This is a genomic window from Winogradskyella psychrotolerans RS-3 (assembly GCF_000427335.1).
Classification (GTDB): domain Bacteria; phylum Bacteroidota; class Bacteroidia; order Flavobacteriales; family Flavobacteriaceae; genus Winogradskyella; species Winogradskyella psychrotolerans.
Genome location: NZ_ATMR01000094.1, coordinates 134826 through 155035, shown reverse-complemented (window position 1 = coordinate 155035; position 20210 = coordinate 134826). Strand labels below are relative to the sequence as shown.

At 33.5% G+C, this 20210-nt stretch carries 15 protein-coding genes; 4 read left to right on the top strand and 11 right to left on the bottom strand.

From position 1 onward, the window contains the following. Positions 1–121 precede the first annotated feature (121 nt). Positions 122–487, top strand: a complete 366-nt coding sequence (locus ADIWIN_RS08510; protein ID WP_020898269.1) for a BlaI/MecI/CopY family transcriptional regulator — start codon at positions 122–124, stop codon at positions 485–487. A gap of 2 nt (positions 488–489) precedes the next feature. After that, complete coding sequence (locus ADIWIN_RS19540; protein ID WP_020898268.1) at positions 490–2910, top strand: M56 family metallopeptidase; 2421 nt, start codon at positions 490–492, stop codon at positions 2908–2910. A gap of 110 nt (positions 2911–3020) precedes the next feature. Here ADIWIN_RS19540 and ADIWIN_RS20335 read toward each other — a convergent pair whose 3' ends face one another. Both ADIWIN_RS20335 and ADIWIN_RS20845 read right to left on the bottom strand, forming a co-directional pair. Further along, complete coding sequence (locus tag ADIWIN_RS20335; RefSeq protein ID WP_200859797.1) at positions 3021–3917, bottom strand: IS3 family transposase; 897 nt, start codon at positions 3915–3917, stop codon at positions 3021–3023. Further along, on the bottom strand, positions 3899–4165 hold the full coding sequence (locus ADIWIN_RS20845; protein ID WP_040756749.1) for a transposase: 267 nt from the start codon (positions 4163–4165) through the stop codon (positions 3899–3901). Before ADIWIN_RS20845 ends, ADIWIN_RS20335 begins: the two co-directional genes overlap by 19 nt. A gap of 409 nt (positions 4166–4574) precedes the next feature. Between ADIWIN_RS20845 and ADIWIN_RS08490 the strand changes: the two genes are divergently transcribed. After that, positions 4575–5675, top strand: a complete 1101-nt coding sequence (locus ADIWIN_RS08490; protein ID WP_020898264.1) for a DUF4407 domain-containing protein — start codon at positions 4575–4577, stop codon at positions 5673–5675. 131 nt (positions 5676–5806) lie between these two features. Then, positions 5807–6250, top strand: a complete 444-nt coding sequence (locus ADIWIN_RS08485) for a YybH family protein (protein ID WP_020898263.1) — start codon at positions 5807–5809, stop codon at positions 6248–6250. A gap of 112 nt (positions 6251–6362) precedes the next feature. Here ADIWIN_RS08485 and ADIWIN_RS08480 read toward each other — a convergent pair whose 3' ends face one another. The 9 genes from ADIWIN_RS08480 to ADIWIN_RS08440 form a co-directional block, all read right to left on the bottom strand. After that, positions 6363–6677 (bottom strand): STAS domain-containing protein, encoded by a 315-nt coding sequence (locus ADIWIN_RS08480; protein WP_020898262.1) that lies wholly within the window; start codon positions 6675–6677, stop codon positions 6363–6365. Positions 6678–6965: 288 nt separating this feature from the next. Further along, entirely contained in the window at positions 6966–7541 is a 576-nt protein-coding gene (locus ADIWIN_RS08475) for a PhnA domain-containing protein (RefSeq protein WP_020898261.1), read from the bottom strand. Between the two features lie 29 nt (positions 7542–7570). Then, positions 7571–7933, bottom strand: a complete 363-nt coding sequence (locus ADIWIN_RS08470) for an MmcQ/YjbR family DNA-binding protein (protein ID WP_020898260.1) — start codon at positions 7931–7933, stop codon at positions 7571–7573. A gap of 63 nt (positions 7934–7996) precedes the next feature. Continuing rightward, complete coding sequence (locus tag ADIWIN_RS19535) at positions 7997–8698, bottom strand: hypothetical protein (RefSeq protein WP_020898259.1); 702 nt, start codon at positions 8696–8698, stop codon at positions 7997–7999. A gap of 5 nt (positions 8699–8703) precedes the next feature. Next, positions 8704–12507, bottom strand: a complete 3804-nt coding sequence (locus tag ADIWIN_RS08460; protein WP_020898258.1) for a T9SS type A sorting domain-containing protein — start codon at positions 12505–12507, stop codon at positions 8704–8706. A 12-nt stretch (positions 12508–12519) separates the two neighbouring features. After that, a complete protein-coding gene (locus ADIWIN_RS08455; protein ID WP_020898257.1) occupies positions 12520–16344 on the bottom strand; it encodes a T9SS type A sorting domain-containing protein in 3825 nt (1274 codons plus the stop codon). A gap of 11 nt (positions 16345–16355) precedes the next feature. Beyond that, complete coding sequence (locus ADIWIN_RS08450; RefSeq protein ID WP_020898256.1) at positions 16356–16700, bottom strand: DUF4870 domain-containing protein; 345 nt, start codon at positions 16698–16700, stop codon at positions 16356–16358. Between the two features lie 13 nt (positions 16701–16713). Further along, positions 16714–17271: a hypothetical protein gene (locus ADIWIN_RS08445; protein ID WP_152487237.1), complete on the bottom strand. Its 558-nt coding sequence runs from the start codon at positions 17269–17271 to the stop codon at positions 16714–16716. A 10-nt stretch (positions 17272–17281) separates the two neighbouring features. Next, a complete protein-coding gene (locus tag ADIWIN_RS08440) occupies positions 17282–20128 on the bottom strand; it encodes a T9SS type A sorting domain-containing protein (protein ID WP_040756746.1) in 2847 nt (948 codons plus the stop codon). Positions 20129–20210 lie beyond the last annotated feature (82 nt).

Here is a 20210-nt window from a genome sequence, read left to right as displayed (position 1 = left end):
TTTTAAATCACCCAAAACTAATCACTTAATAAAAGTATTCATACACTTAATCCCAACTCTACACTTGTAGAATTAAAATATATACTCTACATTTGTAGAGTTAATTCTAAAAACGTAGAGCATGCAACTTTCAAAAACCGAAGAACAACTAATGCAACACCTCTGGAAGCTAGAAAAAGCTTTTATGAAAGATTTGTTAGACATCTACCCAGAGCCAAAACCAGCCACCACAACTATTGCGACCTTACTAAAACGCATGATAGGAAAAGGCTTTGTAGATTATAAAACGCACGGTAAATCGAGAGAGTATTTTCCGCTAGTAAAAAAGGAAGATTATTTTTCTAAGCATGTTAATGGGCTCATTAAAACCTTTTTTAATGATAGTGCTTCGCAATTTGCATCATTCTTTACGCGTAAAACAGATTTAACAACCGAAGAGTTAGAGGCGTTAAAGAAAATCATAGATACAGAAATTAAAAACCGATAATTATGGAAACGTACTTATTAAAATTTTCCGCATGCTTATTTGTGTTTTGGTTAGTCTATGTGCTCTTTTTAGAACGTCAGAATATGCACCGCCTTAAACGTTTTTATCTACTAAGTGTTTTGATCTTGGCATTAGTAATTCCTACCTTAACCATAACAGAATATATAGAACCTGTAATTGCCACATCAGAAACCGCACCTGTATTTTTTCCAATGGAATTAGTATTAGAAGATGTAACCATTGAAGAAGCCCCTTTCTTTAATTTAGAAACCACACTTTGGTTAATTTACGGATTTGGCGTTTTAATGTTTGCTTCACGGTTTATTGTAAATCTTATAAAAATGCAACGACGTATTTCTAAGAATGACAACATCAAAAAGCGCTCTTTTATTTATGTTTTACTGCATGAAAATACAATTCCACATTCCTTTTTTAGATATATCTTTTTTAATAAAACAAGGTATGAATCTGATAACATTCCGAAAGAAGTCTTACTTCACGAAGAAACCCACGCTAGGCAATTACACAGTTTAGACATTATTATTCTAGAGGTACTTCAAGTTATATTTTGGTTTCATCCCTTAATTTACATTTTGAAACATCATGTAAAACTTAATCATGAATTTTTAGCAGACCAAGCCGTTTTAGAACAAGGAACGGACACTAAAGTTTATCAACATATTCTATTACAATTTTCATCAAACACTCAAAATCATCAACTATCGAGTGCCATCAATTATTCATCAATCAAAAAACGATTTACAGTTATGAAAACACAAACATCAAAAACCAGAGTTTGGCTAAGTACGGTATTAGTATTGCCAATTATTGCGATTCTTTTTTACAGTTTTGCTGAACGAGTTGAAGTTATACAAGAAAAAGAAAAGCTTCAAAATAATAGTATTGTAGCTCAAGAAAAACCATTAACAGAAAAAGAAATTTCCGCTTATAATGCTTGGGCTAAAAAGATACATAGTGAAAGCACAAAACTTTCAGACGATGCCACATTCTATCCACCTATTAACGAACAAGACTTTATAAAATTCTCAGAGATATATAAAAGAATGTCAACCCAACAAGAAGATCAATCTATTGAATTTCCGTTTCCAGGTCTTGTAGTAAAAGATAGCGAACAAGAAAAAGCAACAGCAAAACAAGTTGAAGAATACAATGCTTGGGCTAAAAAAATAAATACCGCTATGGCAAAAGCAAGTGCTAATAACGGTAAAATAAAGGAGTATCCTATTGTAAAACAAAGAGATTTAGATAAGTACAAGCATATCTATAATATCATGACTGATGAACAGAAAAAAACAGCAGCGGCTTTTCCTCAAGGACCACCTCCACCTCCACCAGCTAAGCCTCAGAATACAACGACTATAAAGCCTGTTGAAATACTAATCAAAAAAGATAACAGTATTATTTTAAATGATATGCCAGTTGAGTTTGCAGATTTAGCTAATGTTGCGATTAAAATCAACAAAGACCTTACTATTGAAGAACGTAGAGATTTTGCTTTTGCATCTGTTTTAATTGAGTATAACGACAGCTTAAGTTTTGCTCAAAAAGTACAGGAGGAATTAAGAAATGCAGATATTTGGTCTTCTTCCATTGGCTACTTAGAAAATCAAGAAAAATCCGGTTTACCTTCTAAACATTTCAATCTTTATGCTGGCTTAACGCTTGAAGAAGCTAAAATTGAAAAAGAAAAATCATTAAAAGAATATAAAAATAGAGATACTATAGTAAAATCACCATGGAAGGTAACGATGGGTTCAGCGACTTATATTGAGCCAAAGGACACCCAACTAAAACAAGGTCCAATAGAAATCAACGGAGTTAACTATTACTTTACACAGCAAAACGGAAAAACAACCTATTTTGATAAATATGGTAAAACAGTAGATATTAATAAAATTCCGCCGCCTCCACCAATTCCTAATAATGCAACGCCAGAGCAAGAAGCTAAAATGAAAAAGGCTACTGATGCTTATATGAAGGCAAATCCGGATAAAGTAGGAACAGCGACAACAACAGAAGGAGAAGTTCTTGAAGTTATTGAAATCCCTGATGACCTGCAAGGTACTATAGCTATTAATGGTGAAACATTTTATTACACCACAAGCCATGGTAAAACCACATATTATAATAGTTATGGTACAGAAGTGAAAATGGATAATTTACCGCCTCCACCTCCAGCCCCTGAATCAACTTTAGATTTTATAATTAGAATGGCAAAGACCAATGCAAAATTCTTTAATGAAGGAAAATCAATTTCATCTGATAAAGCAATTGATTTATTAAAAAAGAATCCCAAACTTAATGTTAATGCTCAAAAAACAGATACTAAAGAACCATTAATTTATATTTCTAAGAAGCCAATTCTTATAGGAGTGAATGGAAAAATTGGCGAACAGAACTGAAAAGAACAAAAAAAATTCTAATTATTATTAATGGCAGAGTAATTAAAATAGAGAAGATAACTATGACCAGAAATGAGTTTAAAGATTTAAAACTTGTAAGCTTCCCCTTTTTAGGACACCTTAAAGTTCGATAAATAATTATTATTTAGGTCAGATTTGGTGAAGAATTTAAATTCTTCACCAAATCTGGGCATATATTCTTTAGGGGATTTGTTCCCTAGTGATTTATGTGGATGGTTAAAATTATAGTCTTCCCGCCAGTTATCGCTTATGTTTTGCAACTGATGTGTGTCATTAAAGTAGTAAGCATCTAGTATATCTTCTCTAAAGAAACGATTAAAACGCTCTATGTATCCGTTTTGCATTGGTTTTCCAGGTTGTGTATACTTGATTTCTATAAAGTTCTTTTTACACCAGTTCATAAATGTTTTTGAGATAAACTCAGGACCATTATCACATCTTACATACTTAGGCACTCCTATTTCCTCTTTTAGGCATTCAAGGGTTTCTACAACAGCTCTTGCTGGATATGATAGTCCTGCTTCAATAGCTAGTGCTTCCCGATTGCAGTCGTCTATAACATTAAAGACTCTAAGCTTTCTGCCATCGGTAAGGGCATCACTCATAAAGTCCATACTCCAGCACACATTGAGTTCTTCTGGTGTTTCTAAAGGTTGTTTTACACGTTTAACTAAACGCTTTTTATGCTTGCGTCTTAAACCAAGCTTCATCTCACGATATACTCGTAGCACTCGTTTTCTGTTCCATTTTAAGCCTTCACGACGGATTTTGTGGTAATACTCATCAAAACCTCTGGTGGGATAAGATTCCGCAAGTTCTGTTAGTTTATCAATAACTTCACTATCGTTTTTCTTGCTCTGATAGTACCACATTGACCTACTTAACCCTACAACCTTACAGGCACGTAAAATAGGTACGGTAAACTCTTTAACAAGGTATTTGACACGAACTCGCTTGTCGGAAGGCTTTAGAACTTTTTTGACAATATATCTTTTAACATTTTATTGTCTAAACTAACATCAGCATACATTTGCTTGAGCTTGTTATTCTCTGCTTCAAGCTCTTTGAGACGCTTAAGCTCTTGTTGTTCCATACCGCCGTATTTCTTACGCCAGTAATAAAACGTACTCTTGTCGATACCTAATTCTCTTGATATATCGCCTACGGATCTACCTTGTTGATTCTCCTTGAGAGCCTTGATGATTTGACTCTCGCTAAATTTGCTGTTTCTCATTGTGACAGTTTGAATTTAAAGTTAGTAAATTCGAATTATTAACTGTCCTATTTTTAGGGAAGCCTACAAACTCACTACTAAAAATGGAAAAGTTATAAAGTTCAAATTCAAAATTCCTAACAAACCCACTCAACTAATAAAAGTTGATACTATCGATGCTGTCGCCTAAAAAAATCTTGAAACGATTAAAGCTAAAACACAAGTCATTATATTTAATATTAAAGATGGATCTGATTCTAATATTGAACCCATTATTATTACTATTTCAGATTAAAAAAACCTAGCTTATTTAAAAAACCTCGATATTTTTCGAGGTTTTTTGTTTTAAAGTGTAACAAAACCAATCCTTTAGCGTTCTAATAGTCAATCAATCAGCCTAAATTTTAGGTCAATCAAAAAACAAACACTTATGTTAAAGCAATTCTTCATCCTTTGCTCTGGCGCTGACACCGATATTTTAGAAAACTGTTCTATCGGAGAACAGAATAAATATGCAGGTATAGGAGCAACCGTTTTCTTTACAGCAGTTATGGCAACTATTGCCGCCAGTTATGCACTTTACACCGTTTTTGACAATCTTTATTCCTCAATTTTCTTTGGACTCATTTGGGGTTTACTCATTTTTAATTTAGACCGTTATATTGTTTCGACCATAAAAAAAAGAGATAATATTTTAGATGAAATCCTTCAAGCGACTCCACGACTCTTTTTAGCCCTTATTATTGCTGTAGTCATTTCAAAGCCTTTAGAATTAAAGATTTTTGAAAAGGAAATTAATCAGGTTTTACTTGAGCAAAAAAATGATTTAACGCTTGCTAATCAAAATCAAATCGCTGAACAGTTTAGTCCTAAAATTGCGGCGCTTGAAAGTGAAATTTCAAGCTTAAATGCTCAAGTTGATGCCAAAGAAGCGGAAGTTAATGGATTATATAACACTTACATTTCAGAAGCTGAAGGCACAGCGGGTTCTAAACTTTTGGGCAAAGGTCCAGTATATAAGGAAAAGCGCGACAAGCATGATGCTGGATTAGCCGAGTTACAAGAATTAAAATCTGATAATAAAACTAAAATCGAAGCGCTTGAAACCCAAATAACAACGCTTCAAGCAGATTATACTACTAATGTTAAAGCATCACAACCTATTATTGATAATTTTGATGGGTTAATGGCACGTATCACCGCTTTAGACGAATTACCTTGGTTACCATCCTTCTTTATTTTTCTATTGTTTTTAGCGATTGAAACCTCTCCAATCATTGCGAAACTATTGGCGTCAAAAGGAGAATTTGATTATAGATTACAAGACCAAGAAACCACTATTCAAACGTGGACCATCCAACAAGTTGCTGAGCGTAAACTTCTCGTTAAAACAGATAATGACATTAACAATAAGGTTTATACAGAGATTGCTGATGAAGAAGAGGTAATGAATTACAAACGAAAGAGAGCTAGAGAACTTATGCAACACCAAGCAGATGCTTTCTTTAAAAAACAGAAAGGCGTGCTTTAATTTGCTGATTTGGAGACCTGACAGGTCTTGTAATTAACAGATAAACCTTATATTAAAAAACACTTTGACTACACTCAATGTGACAGTTTTATTAAAAGTCATTACATTTAGAAAACTTAAAACTAACTGTAATGAAAAACATTTATTTCGCATTAATAATTCTACTATTTAGTTGTGGTACACAGCAAAAACCAAAAGACGATACTCTAGAAACTGCTAAAGCGAGTATCGAAAAAGTAATGCACGACCAAGAAATTGCGTGGAACAATCACGATTTAGAAGGTTTTATGCAAGGCTACTGGAAAAGTGATTCACTAAAATTCTACGGAAGTAACGGACTAACCAAAGGATGGAAGCAAACATTAGCCAATTACCAAAAAGGATATCCAACAAAAGCAGAAAGTGGCACCTTAAAATTTGTAATTAACGATATTTCGAAAATTGAAGGGGATAATTATTGGGTGATGGGAGAATACCACCTCAATCGCCAAGTTGAAAATGCCAATGGGGTTTTCATTATTATCTTTAAAAAGATAGATGGAAAATGGAAAATTGTCGCTGATATGTCTTGTTAAAACCGAAGTCAAGTCCACAAGAATAAAAAACAAAGCATCTCATAAATACCCATCTATCATCATAGATACTTAGGAAGTACTTTGTTTGTATGTTGGTATAATTACTTTTGGGTTAAGCAGCCACAACTACATTTTTAGCGATCATGGTCTCTTTTGGCTCTTCAGATTTAAAATGCTGAAACAACTCTTTACATCCAAAACCTATTATTGATAATCGTTTTGATTTTGTAATAGACTCATTATGCAATTTTGCTAAGGCCATAACTCCTGCTCTGTCTATACTGCTTACCTGTTCGATATCTAATAAGACATCATCAAGTTCATCAAATATATTAGAAAATTGAGCATTGAATGTTTTAAGATTTAGCTTGTTTAAAGTTCCTTTAATCTGAAAACGATTATTGTAGTTTGTAATCTGTAAATCCATAATAAATAGTGTTTAAAAGTTCATACTAATTGAGGCTATTAATCAGTATACCTTATACATTAATTAGAGGGATGACCACAATATCGGATATAACTATCTGTCTTTGTGTTATTTTCGATAAAGGGTTAATTTGAATAGACTATTCGAAACGTTATGTTCTTTTTTTCGATAAACAACAAGTTTTAAAATGGTGCATTTGTAGGAAAAATAAAACCTGAATCAATTAAGAATCAGGTTTTTGAAATTATTTTAAACACTAAATTCGAACTTAATTTAGTCTCTAAATATTTAGTTTTTCTTTACGTATTCTGTAATAATTACAATTTGCTGTCCATCGACTCTACCTTCAATATAAGTTTCGTTTTCGTGATCTAGTCTTATATTTCTAACAGCAGTTCCTTGTTTAGCAACCATACTAGATCCTTTCACTTTAAGATCTTTAATTAGCACAACTGAATCCCCATGTTCTAAAATTACACCATTCACATCTCTGTGAATTAGCTTATTCTCATCATCTTCACCATCGCCAGAAGCTTTTGCCAATTCTAAGGTTTCTTCTTCCATGTACATCATGCCTAATAAGTCCTGAGTCCAATCGTCCTTAATTCTGTTTAGCATTCTCCAAGCCATAATTTTCACAGCATCATGCTCGCTCCACATACTATCATTAAGGCACCTCCAATGGTTGGCGTCAATAGCGTCTGCATCATTCATTTGCTCTGTACACACATTGCATGCATATAGAACTGTTTTTAATCCGTTTTCTTTAATATCCGAAATTGTATATTCCGATAATTTTTCTTCGTTGCCGCATAGCTCACACTTGGAGCCACTGCGTTGTTGTAGTTCTCTTTCTAATGACATAATAAATATTGTATTGTGCAAATGTATAATTAATTCAGACTTTCTCGTAGTTTTTTAGATAAGCCTTTTACAACCATATCATAAGAATGGTCTATTAATTCCGTAATAAGTTTTACTGAAAGCTCTCCAGAATGCACATAGACACTATTCCATTGTTGTTTATGCATATGGTAACCTGGTTTTATACTGTCGTATTCTGCTCGTAATTCTTGAGCATAGTCGGGATCACATTTTAGGTTTATAAAGGCTTCTCCTTTTTCCCATCGTTTTAAAGATGCTAATGCAAACATTTTCCCAAGCACTTTAAATACAAGTGCATCATCATCAAAAGGAAAATGTTCGGTGACTTCTTTTTTACTTAGGCAATAATTTCTGTAGTCCTCTATATTCATAAAAAAACACGTTCAAAAATTTAGCGTTTGAACGTGTTTAAAATTACTGAATTTTATAGCATCTTAAAAATACTTTCCTATCCATTTACAATTTGGAATGTCTTCTACGTTGGTTACCGAAACTTTATTTGGAAAAGAAGCTATTACATTTGGATCAGTTTTATGAATACTTTCAATTTTATATTCAACAAAATTAAAACCAGCTTTTAAGTTTAAATTATACTCAAACGTGATGTTTGCATTGCCCTCATCTAGCATTTGTGTCTGCGTACATTCTCCTTTATACTTAAAGGGTGAAGCCACATAAATCAATTCGAAATACGATTCTAAAATGGGCTCGTTGTAACCTGGATCTTCTATCCAAGGTAAGAGCTTCTCATCCGAAACTGCAATAATCACTCCGACATAACGGTTGTCTTTTGTCCAAAGTGAAAGGGCCCCAGTTTCAAAGGATTTAATGTTGTCATTTCCAGAAACTAGGTCACTACCATTATCACAAACATCAAAAAGCGTATAGGCCACATCGTTCATAAAATTGTCTTCCGCTTCTTTTGATAGTTTAGGAAGCTCTTTGGGAATCTCAAATTTAATTTCCCCAGATTTTGACATACTTCCTATTTTTATAGGATGTTCCATACCAAAAGACATTACTATAACATCAACATCTAAACTTCCAAAAGGATAGTCTTCAATTTTTGGATGGCTTTGGGATTGTGCAAAATTGAATACTAAAATGCTAATAATAAGCAAGAATATTTTTTTCATGAGTTTTAGTTTTTAATGAATTTTACAGATTGAGAGTTCTCACCTTGTGTGGTAACCGTTAAAATGTAGATTCCTGTTTTTAAATTTGACAGATCTAGCAAATGATTCGTTTTAAAATTAGTATTGGATTGTACAACTTGGCCTAATAAATTATGGATACTAACAGTAAACGGAAGTCCTTCTGTTAATTTAATATTTACCATAGTATTTACAGGGTTTGGCCATAATTTTACGCTATGATTATCGCTATCAAATTGACTGATACTGAGTACGACCTCAACATATTTATTTTGGGTTAAGTTGGTAATGATTGGTGGATTCTGATCAAAATAAATGGCTGCTCTATTTTCCATAATATCATTAACAACAACATCGTCTTTTGCTTTAATCATGTATTTTATATAACCTTGACTTGCTAATTCATCATTTGCTGTATAGTCTAAATAAATATCATTAAAGTTGAATTTTACAATATTCTGATCATTAGACTTAATGGTTTCAATAGATAATGGATGTGAACTTTCTAATAGCGTCAAAGAATATTTATCGAATTTTTCATCTAAAGAATCCACTATAAAAACATCTTTAGCAGAAAAATTACCTTCATTTTGAAACCGAATGGTATAGCTCAACCATTTTTCGTTTAATTGAATTTCATTCAAGGCATCTGGCACTCCAGGATTTACCAATTTATCATTAGGATCATAAGAAGAACGAATTGGTGTATTATATGGACCGTCTGAATAGATGTCTTTTCTTGGTATATAAGGTGGCTCTTCATAAATCTCTTCAGGTGTTTTATAAGGTCCACCTAAATCAGGTAAACCTTGTCCTCCATCGGGCTCTCTTGGAATCAGTTCTACTACGGTTTGGTCTGGCAAAGCATCTCCATAATCATCACTAGCCGTTTTTCCAACTCCATAACTCACCACAGATCCATTGTTGGCTGGTGTAAATAATTCGGTTTTAACTTCAAGCACATACGTGTCTAATGGGCTTATTTGTGGCAAAGTGAAGGACACTTTTGTAGTATCCGCAACCGTCGTTATAATTGGAGTTAAAGACAAAAGCGTCGAAGTATAAGCACTAGGATCTATATTAGTTGACCACTTATGACTTCTAGGTTCAATAGTAAGATTATCTATTATATGGAACGGCTGCAAGGGTTGCAATCGTGTTATTTTTACCTCTTCAATAGCTGGTAATGTATTATTAGTGCCTTCTTCATTATTGAAAAACACATAATCAAAGTCCACATTATTGAACGTTTTAGTATAAGACAAATTCCCTATGGCTGTGGTAAACGTGTTTTCAAAATTGGAACGCGTAAAGGCCCAAGCTCCTTGTTTTGCAGATGACTTTATTAGAAGTGATTCTATATTCTTAGGTTGTAATTGAATATCAGTTACGTTTGTATCCGTATCTAAATCAGTGACGTTTACAAGTCGCTGACGCTCTGGAGCAGATACATAAGGACTTATTACGGGAAGTGTAATATCGTAAGTACCTAAGCCTTCAAAATAGGGGAAATAATAGCTTCCATCAGACTTTGTGTACAATTCATAAATTGCACCTGTACTGGTTTTTAGAGTTAATTTTTGATTAGGATAGGCTTCATTGGTATCAAATTGATTGTTTTCATTGATGTCCACATACACATTTCCAGCGATGCCATACGTGACTCCCTCATTTAAAAACTGAGGAGCTGTATTATCCGTCGTTATTTTCATCCATTTAGTGGAAGCATGCGACCAGAATGCACCATTGGCATCAATTGCCAATACTTTTGGTCTGTAAAATGAATTGTAAGGAATCAATCCGGAACCACCTTCTACTTGAATAGAAGAAAAAACAGGAGTTGAAGCTTCTGGGTTTTCAATACTAATTAACCGAGCAGAATCATTTGTTAACATCCAAATCTTCCCATTGATATCGGAAACTCCAGCAACAATATTATATAATGCAGAAAAGTCATTGGCACCAATACTTGTTAAATCTGTTCCATCAAATAAAAAGATACCTCCTCCACAAATAACAGCGACATTGCCATTTGGTAATGGAATTAATTCTTTAACGCTTCCTAAACTAACGGTGCTAATAAAAGTTGAAGTGGTTTGGGTCGTAGTATCGAACTTTTTGAACTCAATCCCACTCCCCACATTTTTAGCAAAAAAGGCATTTCCGTTGATATCTGGTGTAAAATCGTACCAATTGCTATAGGTCGTTTCATCTAAATTGAACGTTTGTAGTAACTGATTGTGTTTATAGACAAAAATTTTTCTTGCCGAATTACTAAACATCCAAATCTGATCTTTGTATCTATGATATTGGGTAATTGCACTAGAACCATGACTTGGTAAATTTGCGACATAAGGCATATACACTTTTTTCAACGTTTGGTAATTAATTACAGGATTGCCATCTGCATCTAAAACAAAAGAGCTTGTCCCTCCCAAATTGAATTGTTTTTTAAATTCGTCTGTGTTTGAAATGTAACTCAATATGCCTCCATCATAAAAGTTGTAAAACCACATACCATCTGCATCTGGATAGGCAAAATAGTAGGCACTTAACAATTTATTCGAAAGATTGTCTGGTGCATCATCTGTAATACCACTCCAAAGTCCGTTATCATTAACAAAGGCTTCATAATTAATATCAGAAGATGACGACGTGTTGCTAGTGGTGATAATATAAATCTTGTTATTGTACCTATATACTTCTGAAGGTGAATAGGTCATTTTAAAACCTAAAACTGCCATATCTGCTAATGTTCTTATCGTCCAAACTGGGTTGGTTTCATCGGGTTCTAATTCCACAAAACCGGATAAATTATGAGCTGTTGCCCAAACCTTTCCATTATTATCAATGTCCAAATTGTTAAAAGAATAGTTTTGTGTTGGTGTTTTTGCTAATTGAAACGCAGCAATAGCTTCAGTTGCTATATTAAATTTATATATAACACCATTTGTACCTGTTAAATTTGCCAACCATAGATTTCCATTTCCATCATCAGCAACGTCCTGTACATTTACAATATATTGAGATGTATCCGTTAAGTAGGATTCCTCTAAAGCAATCGTGTTTTTATTTAATTTATATAGGCCTGTTGTGGTTCCATAATACAAGGCATCATTAGCAAAGAGTAGCGTGCTTTCACTATTTTCGCCTGTAACTGCTGTTGGTAGGTTTCCTAAAAAACTCAGTGTTTCGTTTTCATGTTTATAAATCCGATGTGTACTTCCATTTCCTGCAACAATATAAGTAGTGTTTGTACTACCATCATAAGCAAATGAATTGGTGTAATTACTCACACTTCCACCAGTTGCTGTGTCATAGGATAATAAATGAAATGTATTTGTGGTTAGGTCTAAATAATGTAAACCAAAATTAAACCCATGAAAAAAGAATAATTTCCCTGTGTGGTCTATAATTGCTCTCCTAGCATCTGCAGAATTAGTTGTCGTTCTTGGTATCACAAAGTTTGGAATGTTTTGCCAAGTACCATCTGTCTTTTTTATTGAAATCCCTGCTTGTGTTATAAATACTTCGTCATCGTTATAGTAATTCGGAACCATTTTTCTAATAGCTCTATAATTAAGTCCGTAACTAGCTTCTACCACTCCCAAATTATTCTGACTGTCACAAAAAGTGACTTTGCCCTGAGCCTCAGGTATCGTATTGCCACATTGGTTAGGATAATAGGTCACTTTTGTACCTACGAGGTAAGTTTCTACTTTTTGCACTTGTGCTTCTAAAGTGTTTATTAGAAGACATAAGCCTATACTGATTAGTAATTTTGTTTTCATGGCGAGGTTTTTTTAATTTTTAATAAATTTTACGGATTGAGAATTCCCGTTTTGAGTACTAACCGTTAAAATGTAAATCCCTGTTTTTAAATCTGAAACATCCAACAAATGATTCGTTTTAAAGCTAGTATTGGATTGTACATCTTGACCTAATAAATTATGGACACTAACGGTAAACGAAATTGCTTCTGTTAATTTTATATTTACCAGAGTATCTACAGGGTTTGGCCATAATTTTACGCTATGATTATCGCTATCAAATTGACTGATACTGAGTACGACTTCAACATATTTATTTTGGGTTAAATTGGTAATGATTGGTGGATTCTGATCAAAGTAGATGGCTGCTCTATTTTGCATAATATCATTAACAACAACATCGTCTTTTGCTTTAATCATGTATTTAATATAACCTTGACTTGCTAATTCATCATTTGCTGTATAGTCTAAATAAATATCATTAAAATTGAATTTTACAATATTCTGATCATTAGATTTAATGGTTTCGATAGCTAATGGATGAGAACTTTCTAATAGTGTCAAAGAATATTTATCGAATTTTTGATCTAAAGAATCCACTATAAAAACATCTTTAGCAGAAAAATTACCTTCATTTTGAAACCGAATGGTATAGCTCAACCATTTTTCGCTTAATTGAATTTCATTCAAGGCTTCTGGCACTCCAGGATTTACCAATTTATCATTAGGATCGTAAGAGGAACGAATTGGAGTATTGTAAGGACCATCTGAATAGACATCTTTTCTTTCCTGATATGGCGGTTCTTCATAAATCTCTTCAGGTGTCTTGTATGGCCCTCCCAAATCTGGAAAACCTTGTTCATTCTCAGGTTTTCTTGGAATGAGCTCATAAACATTTAGTTCTGGGATACCACCTCCAAATTCGTCACTAGCCGTTTTTTCAACTCCATAGCTCACCACAGATCCATTGCTAGCTGGTGTAAACAAGCCGGTTTTAACCTCAAGAATATAAGTATCCAATGGACTAATCTGTGGTAACGAAAATGATACTTTTGTGGTATCTGCAACCGTAGTTATAACTGGTGTTAATGACATTACAGAAGATGTATAAGTACTTGGATTCACATTGGTTTTCCATTTATGGCTTCTTGGTTCTATTGTGAGTTTATCAATGAGATGAAATGGTTGTGTAGGTTGCAGTCTTGTTACTTTTACGTCTACAATAGCTGGTAATGTATTGTTCGTGCCTTCATCTTCATTAAAAAACACATAATCAAAGTCAACATTATTGAATGTTTTAGTATAAGACAAATTCCCTATGGCTGTGGTAAACGTGTTTTCAAAATTAGAACGTGTAAAAGCCCAAGCACCTTGCTTTGCAGAAGATTTTATCAATAGCGACTCTATATTCTTAGGCTGCAATTGAATATCAGTTACGTTTGTATTCGCGTCTAAATCTGTGACGTTTACTATACTTTGACGTTCTGGTGCTACTACAAAAGGACTTAGAACAGGAAGCGTAATCTCATAAGTACCTAAACCCTCAAAATAAGGGAAATAATAGCTTCCTTCAGCAAGTGTGTACAATTCAAAAATAGCACCTGTACTTGTTTTTAGGGTTAGTTTTTGATTTGGGTAACCTTCACCAACATCAAATTGATTGTTTTCATTAATATCCACATACACATTTCCCGTTATACCATAAGTAAAACCTTCATTTAAAAACTGAGGAACGGTATTATCGGTTGTGATTTTAAACCATTTGTCTGAAGCATGCGACCAAAACGCACCATTAGCATCAATAGCTAAGGTCGATGGACTATAAAATGCATTATAAGGCACTAATCCTGAAGTTCCAGAAACTTGAGTAGTAGAAAATATTGGTGTTGCGGTTTCTGGATTTTCTATACTAATGATTTTTCCACTTGAAGATAATAGATAGATTTTTCCATATAAATCTGAAATTCCAGTTGCTATATTAGATAAATCGGCATACACATCATTTCCAATAGCCGTCAACGTAGTACCATTAAATAAAAAGATGCCACTAGAGCAAATAACGGCCACATTGCCATTTGGTAGTGGAATCAATTCTTTGATAGTACCTAAATACGTCGTGCTTAAAAAGGTGGTAGTGATTTGTGTATTAGTATCAAATTTTTTAAACTCTACCTCATTATTACCTAAACGTTTAGCAAAAAAGGCATTTCCGTTAATACCTGGTGTAAAATCGTACCAAGTGTTATATGTAGTTTCGTCTAGATTAAAAGTTTGTATTAATTGGTTATGTTTATATACAAATATTTTTCTAGCCGTTCTACTGAATACCCATATCTGGTCTTTATATTTATGAAATTGTGTGATATCATTGCTGCTCAATTCTGGCATTTTGGAGACATAAGGTGTATATACTTTTCGTATTTCATGTGCGCTGCCTCCTCCAATTATTGGTTTTCCATCATAATCTAAAATAAAGGATACTGTAGTTCCTAAACGATATTGCTTGCTAAATTCATCGGTATTGGAAATATAAGTCATAATACCTCCATCATAATAATTATACCACCATATACCATTGGCATCTGGATAAGCATAATGATATCTGAGCGTCATTTTATCAGAAAAATTATCTGGTTCATCGTCTGAAATACCACTCCAAACACCATTATCATTAACAATAGCCTCGTAATTAAAGATATCTTGTGAATAGCCATTATTGATAACCATAATGTAAATTTTATTATTGAACTTGGAAACTACACCTGGCGCATAGGTCATGTGGAATCCTAAATCATCGATGTCTGTCATAGATCTAACCGTCCAAGTAGGATTGGTTTCTGTTGGAACTAACTCTACAAAACCAGATAGATTATTGGCCGTTGCCCAAACCGTTCCATTGTTATCAATGTCTAAGCTATTAAAAGTATAATTTGCTGTTGTGGTTTTTGCAAGTTGGAAGGTCTTAACAGCTTCGCTTGCCATATTAAATTTATAGATGGCACCATCATTATTGTTTCTATTTGCCAACCAAAGGTTTCCATTTCCATCATCAATAATATCCTGCACATCAGTAGTAAACTGAGACGAATCTGTTAAATAAGATTCCTCTAGAGCAATCGTATTTTTATTTAATTTATATAAGCCTGTTGAAGTTCCAAAATACAGCGCTTCATTGGCAACTATTAATTTACTATAACTGTTTTCTCCAGTTACTTCTGCTGGAAGTCCGCCCAAATAGCTTAACGTGTTGTTTTCATATTTAAAAATTTTATAACCTGAATTCCCGCCTGATTGTGCCATAATATAGGTTACATGGTTTACGGCATCATAGGCAAAGGAATGTGTGTAATTACCGTTACTACCTCCTGTTCCAGTAGCATAGGATAATGTATTATAGGTTTTTGTGGTTAGGTCCAAATAATGTAAACCCCAATTATTACCATGATCAAAAAACAATAAACCATCACTATTAACAATAGCATCTCCAATAGCTGCCGCATTACTATTAAGAGAGCCTCTAGGTGCTGTAAACTCCGGTATATTATCCCAAGTACCATCGGTTTTTCTAATAGAAACTCCCGTGTCCGTTAAAAACATTTCATCAGTATTATAATAATTAGGCACTATTTCATTTATACCTCTAAAATTTAATCCATAACTCGCTTCTACCACTCCCAAATTATTCTGACTATCACAAAAAGATATTTTCCCTTGAGCTTCTGGAATCGTGTTTCCGCATTGGTTTGAATAGTAAGTTATTTTTGTACCTACTAAATAAGTTTCTACTTTTTCTACTTGTGCTTCTATAGAATTTAACAGAATACTTAAAACCATACTGACTAGTAATTTTATTTTCATAATGAGAGTTTTTATAAATTTTTAAACCATTCTAAATATTTGTGTCCTAAAATTGGTAATGGTTTTTCATTTCCATTAATGGCATTTATTAATCCCATTATCCATAGGTATAGCAAAACAAATATTCCAACAATATTTATGAGCCATCCTAGAATGGGAATAAGCCCAATAATCAACAAAGTCAAGCCTGTCAACGCTAAACCAAGTGATTGTTTAATATGATATCTAGCAAATTCGTTCTTTTTTTCACTATTCATTACAAAAGCAATGATTAATCCTATAAGGGTGATGTAAGCAATAATAGCTATAGTTTTCCCTTCGTTTTCGGTGACTGTTTTATTGTGTATTGATGCCATTATTTTCATGATTTTAATACTTATCCAATTTTTTTAAATCCTTTTCTTTGATATAAGACCATAGTTTATCTGAATCTTCAGTCCCTTCCAAAACAATGCTAAAACGTTGGTTATAAACAAACCAAATTTCATTAAGGTTTACCTCTGGCTGCAAAAAAGCGATGGTTTGGTAGCCATTGCGTTCTTCGTAAATATATTCTGTATCTCCTTCTCCTTTATTCTTGTACCTATAGGATGTTTCAAATTCTTTAATTACTGAAGCACCCTTTTTATAACCATCTTCGATACTGTATTCCATATTATTCTTCATATCCTCGCCCTTCAAATAAAATGCACTCGTTATTGTACGAGATAGCACTGTCTCTTCGGAAACCTCTATAAGTTTATAATCTCCAAGTTCTTTTGGAAAAAAATCACTAAACTGTTGTTGCGTAATAATGACATCTATGTCGTTATTTTGAGACGTGTGCTCTTTTTCTAGTGCTGATTCCAAATTATTGCCTTCTTTTTTATTGGATTGGCAAGAGAACATTAACAGAAAAACAGTGAGTATTTTTAAATAGATTTTCATCATTAACTTTTTAATTCTTAATGAATTTGATGATTTCAGTAGTTCCTCTTTCAGAAGTAATATTTAAAAAATAGAGTCCATTTGATAAGCTTGAAACTTTCAATTCTATTGAAGCATTATTATTTTTTTGAGTCAAAACCACTTGACCTAAAGTGTTTATTAATTCTAAATTATAGGCTTCTGAAACTGGTGATTTAATAAATAACACATTAGAAACTGGGTTTGGATAAAGTTTGAACCTGTTATTTTCAAACTGTGAAACCGATAATGGATAATTAACGTTGATTCCGAATTCTGAAGTATTACCGTTTGCATCTGTAGCCGTTGCAACAATGTTGTTATAATCATTTACATCAAAACCTGTAGGAAGATTTAAGGTAATGGTTTTAACTCCTGTAGCTGTATAAACATCAGCATCTATAAATAATTTTCCTTGACCATTATCTGCTCCAAAAAATTCGATTACCAAAGGATATGCAGAATTGGCTATAGAACTTGGAACTGCATAAGTGATTTCTATAACATCTTCTCCTAAAAAAATAATAGAACTAACTTCTGGTGTGTTTTGAAGATTGTTAGGTCCAGTATCTGCATCGCTCACATCATTTGCTGTTGCTCCTACCAAATCAATTCCAATAACTGAATTGTTAAAGATACTGTTCTCCGAAATGGTGACTTGTGTTGGAAAACCTGGACTAGGACTTAAGCTAACTCCCTTTTGATTGTTTGCTATAATATTATGAGTAATTGCATTGTTTACATTGGCATCAAAAATCCCAATACCTACAAACCCATTCCCAAGGCTTGTAACTCCATCTAATCCCACACCTATTTTGTTATAACTTAATACGTTATTATTAGAGTCTAAAATCAAAATTATAGCATTATTGTTATGACTCCCTATAATGTTGCCCTCAGCTGCTGTAAGTCCTCCAATAGTGTTATTACTGGAGTTAAAAAGACCAATACCTGTCCCAAGATTGGTAACACCTGTATTACCATCGGGCAAGGTGCCTATTTTATTATTGAAAAAATGCAACCCATTAGCCGTTAGAAAATAAACATTAAATGCTTGACTAGCTATGGTTCCATTTCCGGAAATTGTGTTTTCTGAAACTTCAGTATCCGTTAAAGTATTATAAAACCGTATGCCTTCTTTCTCATTTCCAATAACACCATCACCTTCAGGATTTAAGCCTACATAATTATTTTTTATCACATTTGCTGTACCAGAAGCATACATTCCTAAATAGCTATTACCTGATATGATATTTCTATCTAGAGGATTATCGCCACCAACAACACAATTTGTAGATGTAGAGGACAATGTGAGTCCTATTGAATTTGCTATAGGACCTGTACCTGTTGCGTTTAATCCAATATAATTACCTTTTATTGAAGACCCATTTGAGGTACTTTCACTAATATAGATGCCATAATTATTACCAGATATAATATTTCTTGAACCTGCAGTTTGTCCACCAATAGTCGTGTTACCACCAGCTACATAAAGTCCATAATCATTGGCGATTGCAGCAGTTCCCTCAGCATTTGTTCCGATGTAATTTCCAATAATTTGGTTGTTATTTCCGTTATTAATAGAAATTCCATCACCCGTATTACCTGAAATAATATTTCTAGAATTAGCAGTTGTACCACCAATAATATTATTATTGTTGTTCATTACATTAAAAACGATACCCTTACCATTTGGTAAAGCCACATTTCCGGTAACATCTACACCTATATAATTGCCTTTAATACTGTTAGAATCTACATGATCCGTTTCACCACCTTGACTATAAATACCATATAACCCATTACCAGATATAATATTTCCTTCACCTGCTTGGTCAGTGCCTATCTCATTATCATGGGCTCCAAAAAGCATAAAAACGCCACCTCTTACATTAGGTAAGGATTGTGTTCCTGTAATATCTGTACCAATATAATTACCAATGACTTTGTTACCATAACATTCAGGTCCTGAGAGTGCTATTCCTGTACCCACATTATTAGCAGTTGCACTATTACTTCCAGAAATAATGTTACGAGCTCCTATACTGTTACCACCTAAAGTATTATTATAGGCATTTAAAAACTGAACATTATAGGTATTGCCTCTTACTAAAGTTCCGGTGGCATCAGTACCTATTAAATTGCCTTGGACACTATTATTTGATGCTGCCGAATTGATTGGTGTGCCCTCAAAGGTAACACCACCTATTAGGTTTCCTGAAATAACATTCCCTTGGTTGGCTAAGATGCCTCCTATTTGGTTTCCTCCTGTATTATTAAAATACAATCCACCTCCTGTATTAGAATTTATGGTAGAACCGTCGGGTTTTAGACCTACATAATTGGATTGAATAATATGATTGCCAGTGATTGCATACATACCCATTCCAAAGCTATAGGGATAAATATCCATTCTTTTAAAACCACCAATACTCAATCCATAAATTTCACTTCCTTCAGAACTACCAATGAGTTGTATGCCATTATGCGTGCCTGCTAAAGTAGAGCCATCGATTTCTATTATTGGTGAGTTTATATAATCTAATTGTGTTCTACCATCTATAATAAGAGGTTGTGCGATAGGAGGTAATACATCTGTAACCGTAATTACAAATGGTGCATTTCCAGAAATATCAAATTCTATGCTATCTTTATTACTTGTTTTATTGGCGTTTTGCATGGCTGCACGCAACGTACAGTTACCTTGGGAGTCTCCACAAAATGAATCGTTCAGATTAATATCTGGCAAATCTGCTGGACTGTTAACTGTATATGTTGTTTGTGAAAATGAAATGAAAGAAAGCTGAATAAAAGCAAAAATGAGTAGTCGTTTTTTCATGGTTAAAATTGTTATTGGTTAATCAATACATTTTTAGATAGCCTAAATTTTTAAAATAAATTGACAAATTGAGAAGTCCGTT

Bases quoted from the DNA above. Each gene is read 5' to 3' on its own strand.
- ADIWIN_RS08510 (WP_020898269.1), top strand. From the start codon at position 122: ATGCAACTTTCAAAAACCGAAGAACAACTAATGCAACACCTCTGGAAG.
- ADIWIN_RS19540 (WP_020898268.1), top strand. From the start codon at position 490: ATGGAAACGTACTTATTAAAATTTTCCGCATGCTTATTTGTGTTTTGG.
- ADIWIN_RS20845 (WP_040756749.1), bottom strand. From the start codon at position 4,165: ATGAGAAACAGCAAATTTAGCGAGAGTCAAATCATCAAGGCTCTCAAG.
- ADIWIN_RS08490 (WP_020898264.1), top strand. From the start codon at position 4,575: ATGTTAAAGCAATTCTTCATCCTTTGCTCTGGCGCTGACACCGATATT.
- ADIWIN_RS08485 (WP_020898263.1), top strand. From the start codon at position 5,807: ATGAAAAACATTTATTTCGCATTAATAATTCTACTATTTAGTTGTGGT.
- ADIWIN_RS08480 (WP_020898262.1), bottom strand. From the start codon at position 6,677: ATGGATTTACAGATTACAAACTACAATAATCGTTTTCAGATTAAAGGA.
- ADIWIN_RS08475 (WP_020898261.1), bottom strand. From the start codon at position 7,541: ATGTCATTAGAAAGAGAACTACAACAACGCAGTGGCTCCAAGTGTGAG.
- ADIWIN_RS08470 (WP_020898260.1), bottom strand. From the start codon at position 7,933: ATGAATATAGAGGACTACAGAAATTATTGCCTAAGTAAAAAAGAAGTC.
- ADIWIN_RS19535 (WP_020898259.1), bottom strand. From the start codon at position 8,698: ATGAAAAAAATATTCTTGCTTATTATTAGCATTTTAGTATTCAATTTT.
- ADIWIN_RS08460 (WP_020898258.1), bottom strand. From the start codon at position 12,507: ATGAAAACAAAATTACTAATCAGTATAGGCTTATGTCTTCTAATAAAC.
- ADIWIN_RS08455 (WP_020898257.1), bottom strand. From the start codon at position 16,344: ATGAAAATAAAATTACTAGTCAGTATGGTTTTAAGTATTCTGTTAAAT.
- ADIWIN_RS08450 (WP_020898256.1), bottom strand. From the start codon at position 16,700: ATGGCATCAATACACAATAAAACAGTCACCGAAAACGAAGGGAAAACT.
- ADIWIN_RS08445 (WP_152487237.1), bottom strand. From the start codon at position 17,271: ATGAAAATCTATTTAAAAATACTCACTGTTTTTCTGTTAATGTTCTCT.
- ADIWIN_RS08440 (WP_040756746.1), bottom strand. From the start codon at position 20,128: ATGAAAAAACGACTACTCATTTTTGCTTTTATTCAGCTTTCTTTCATT.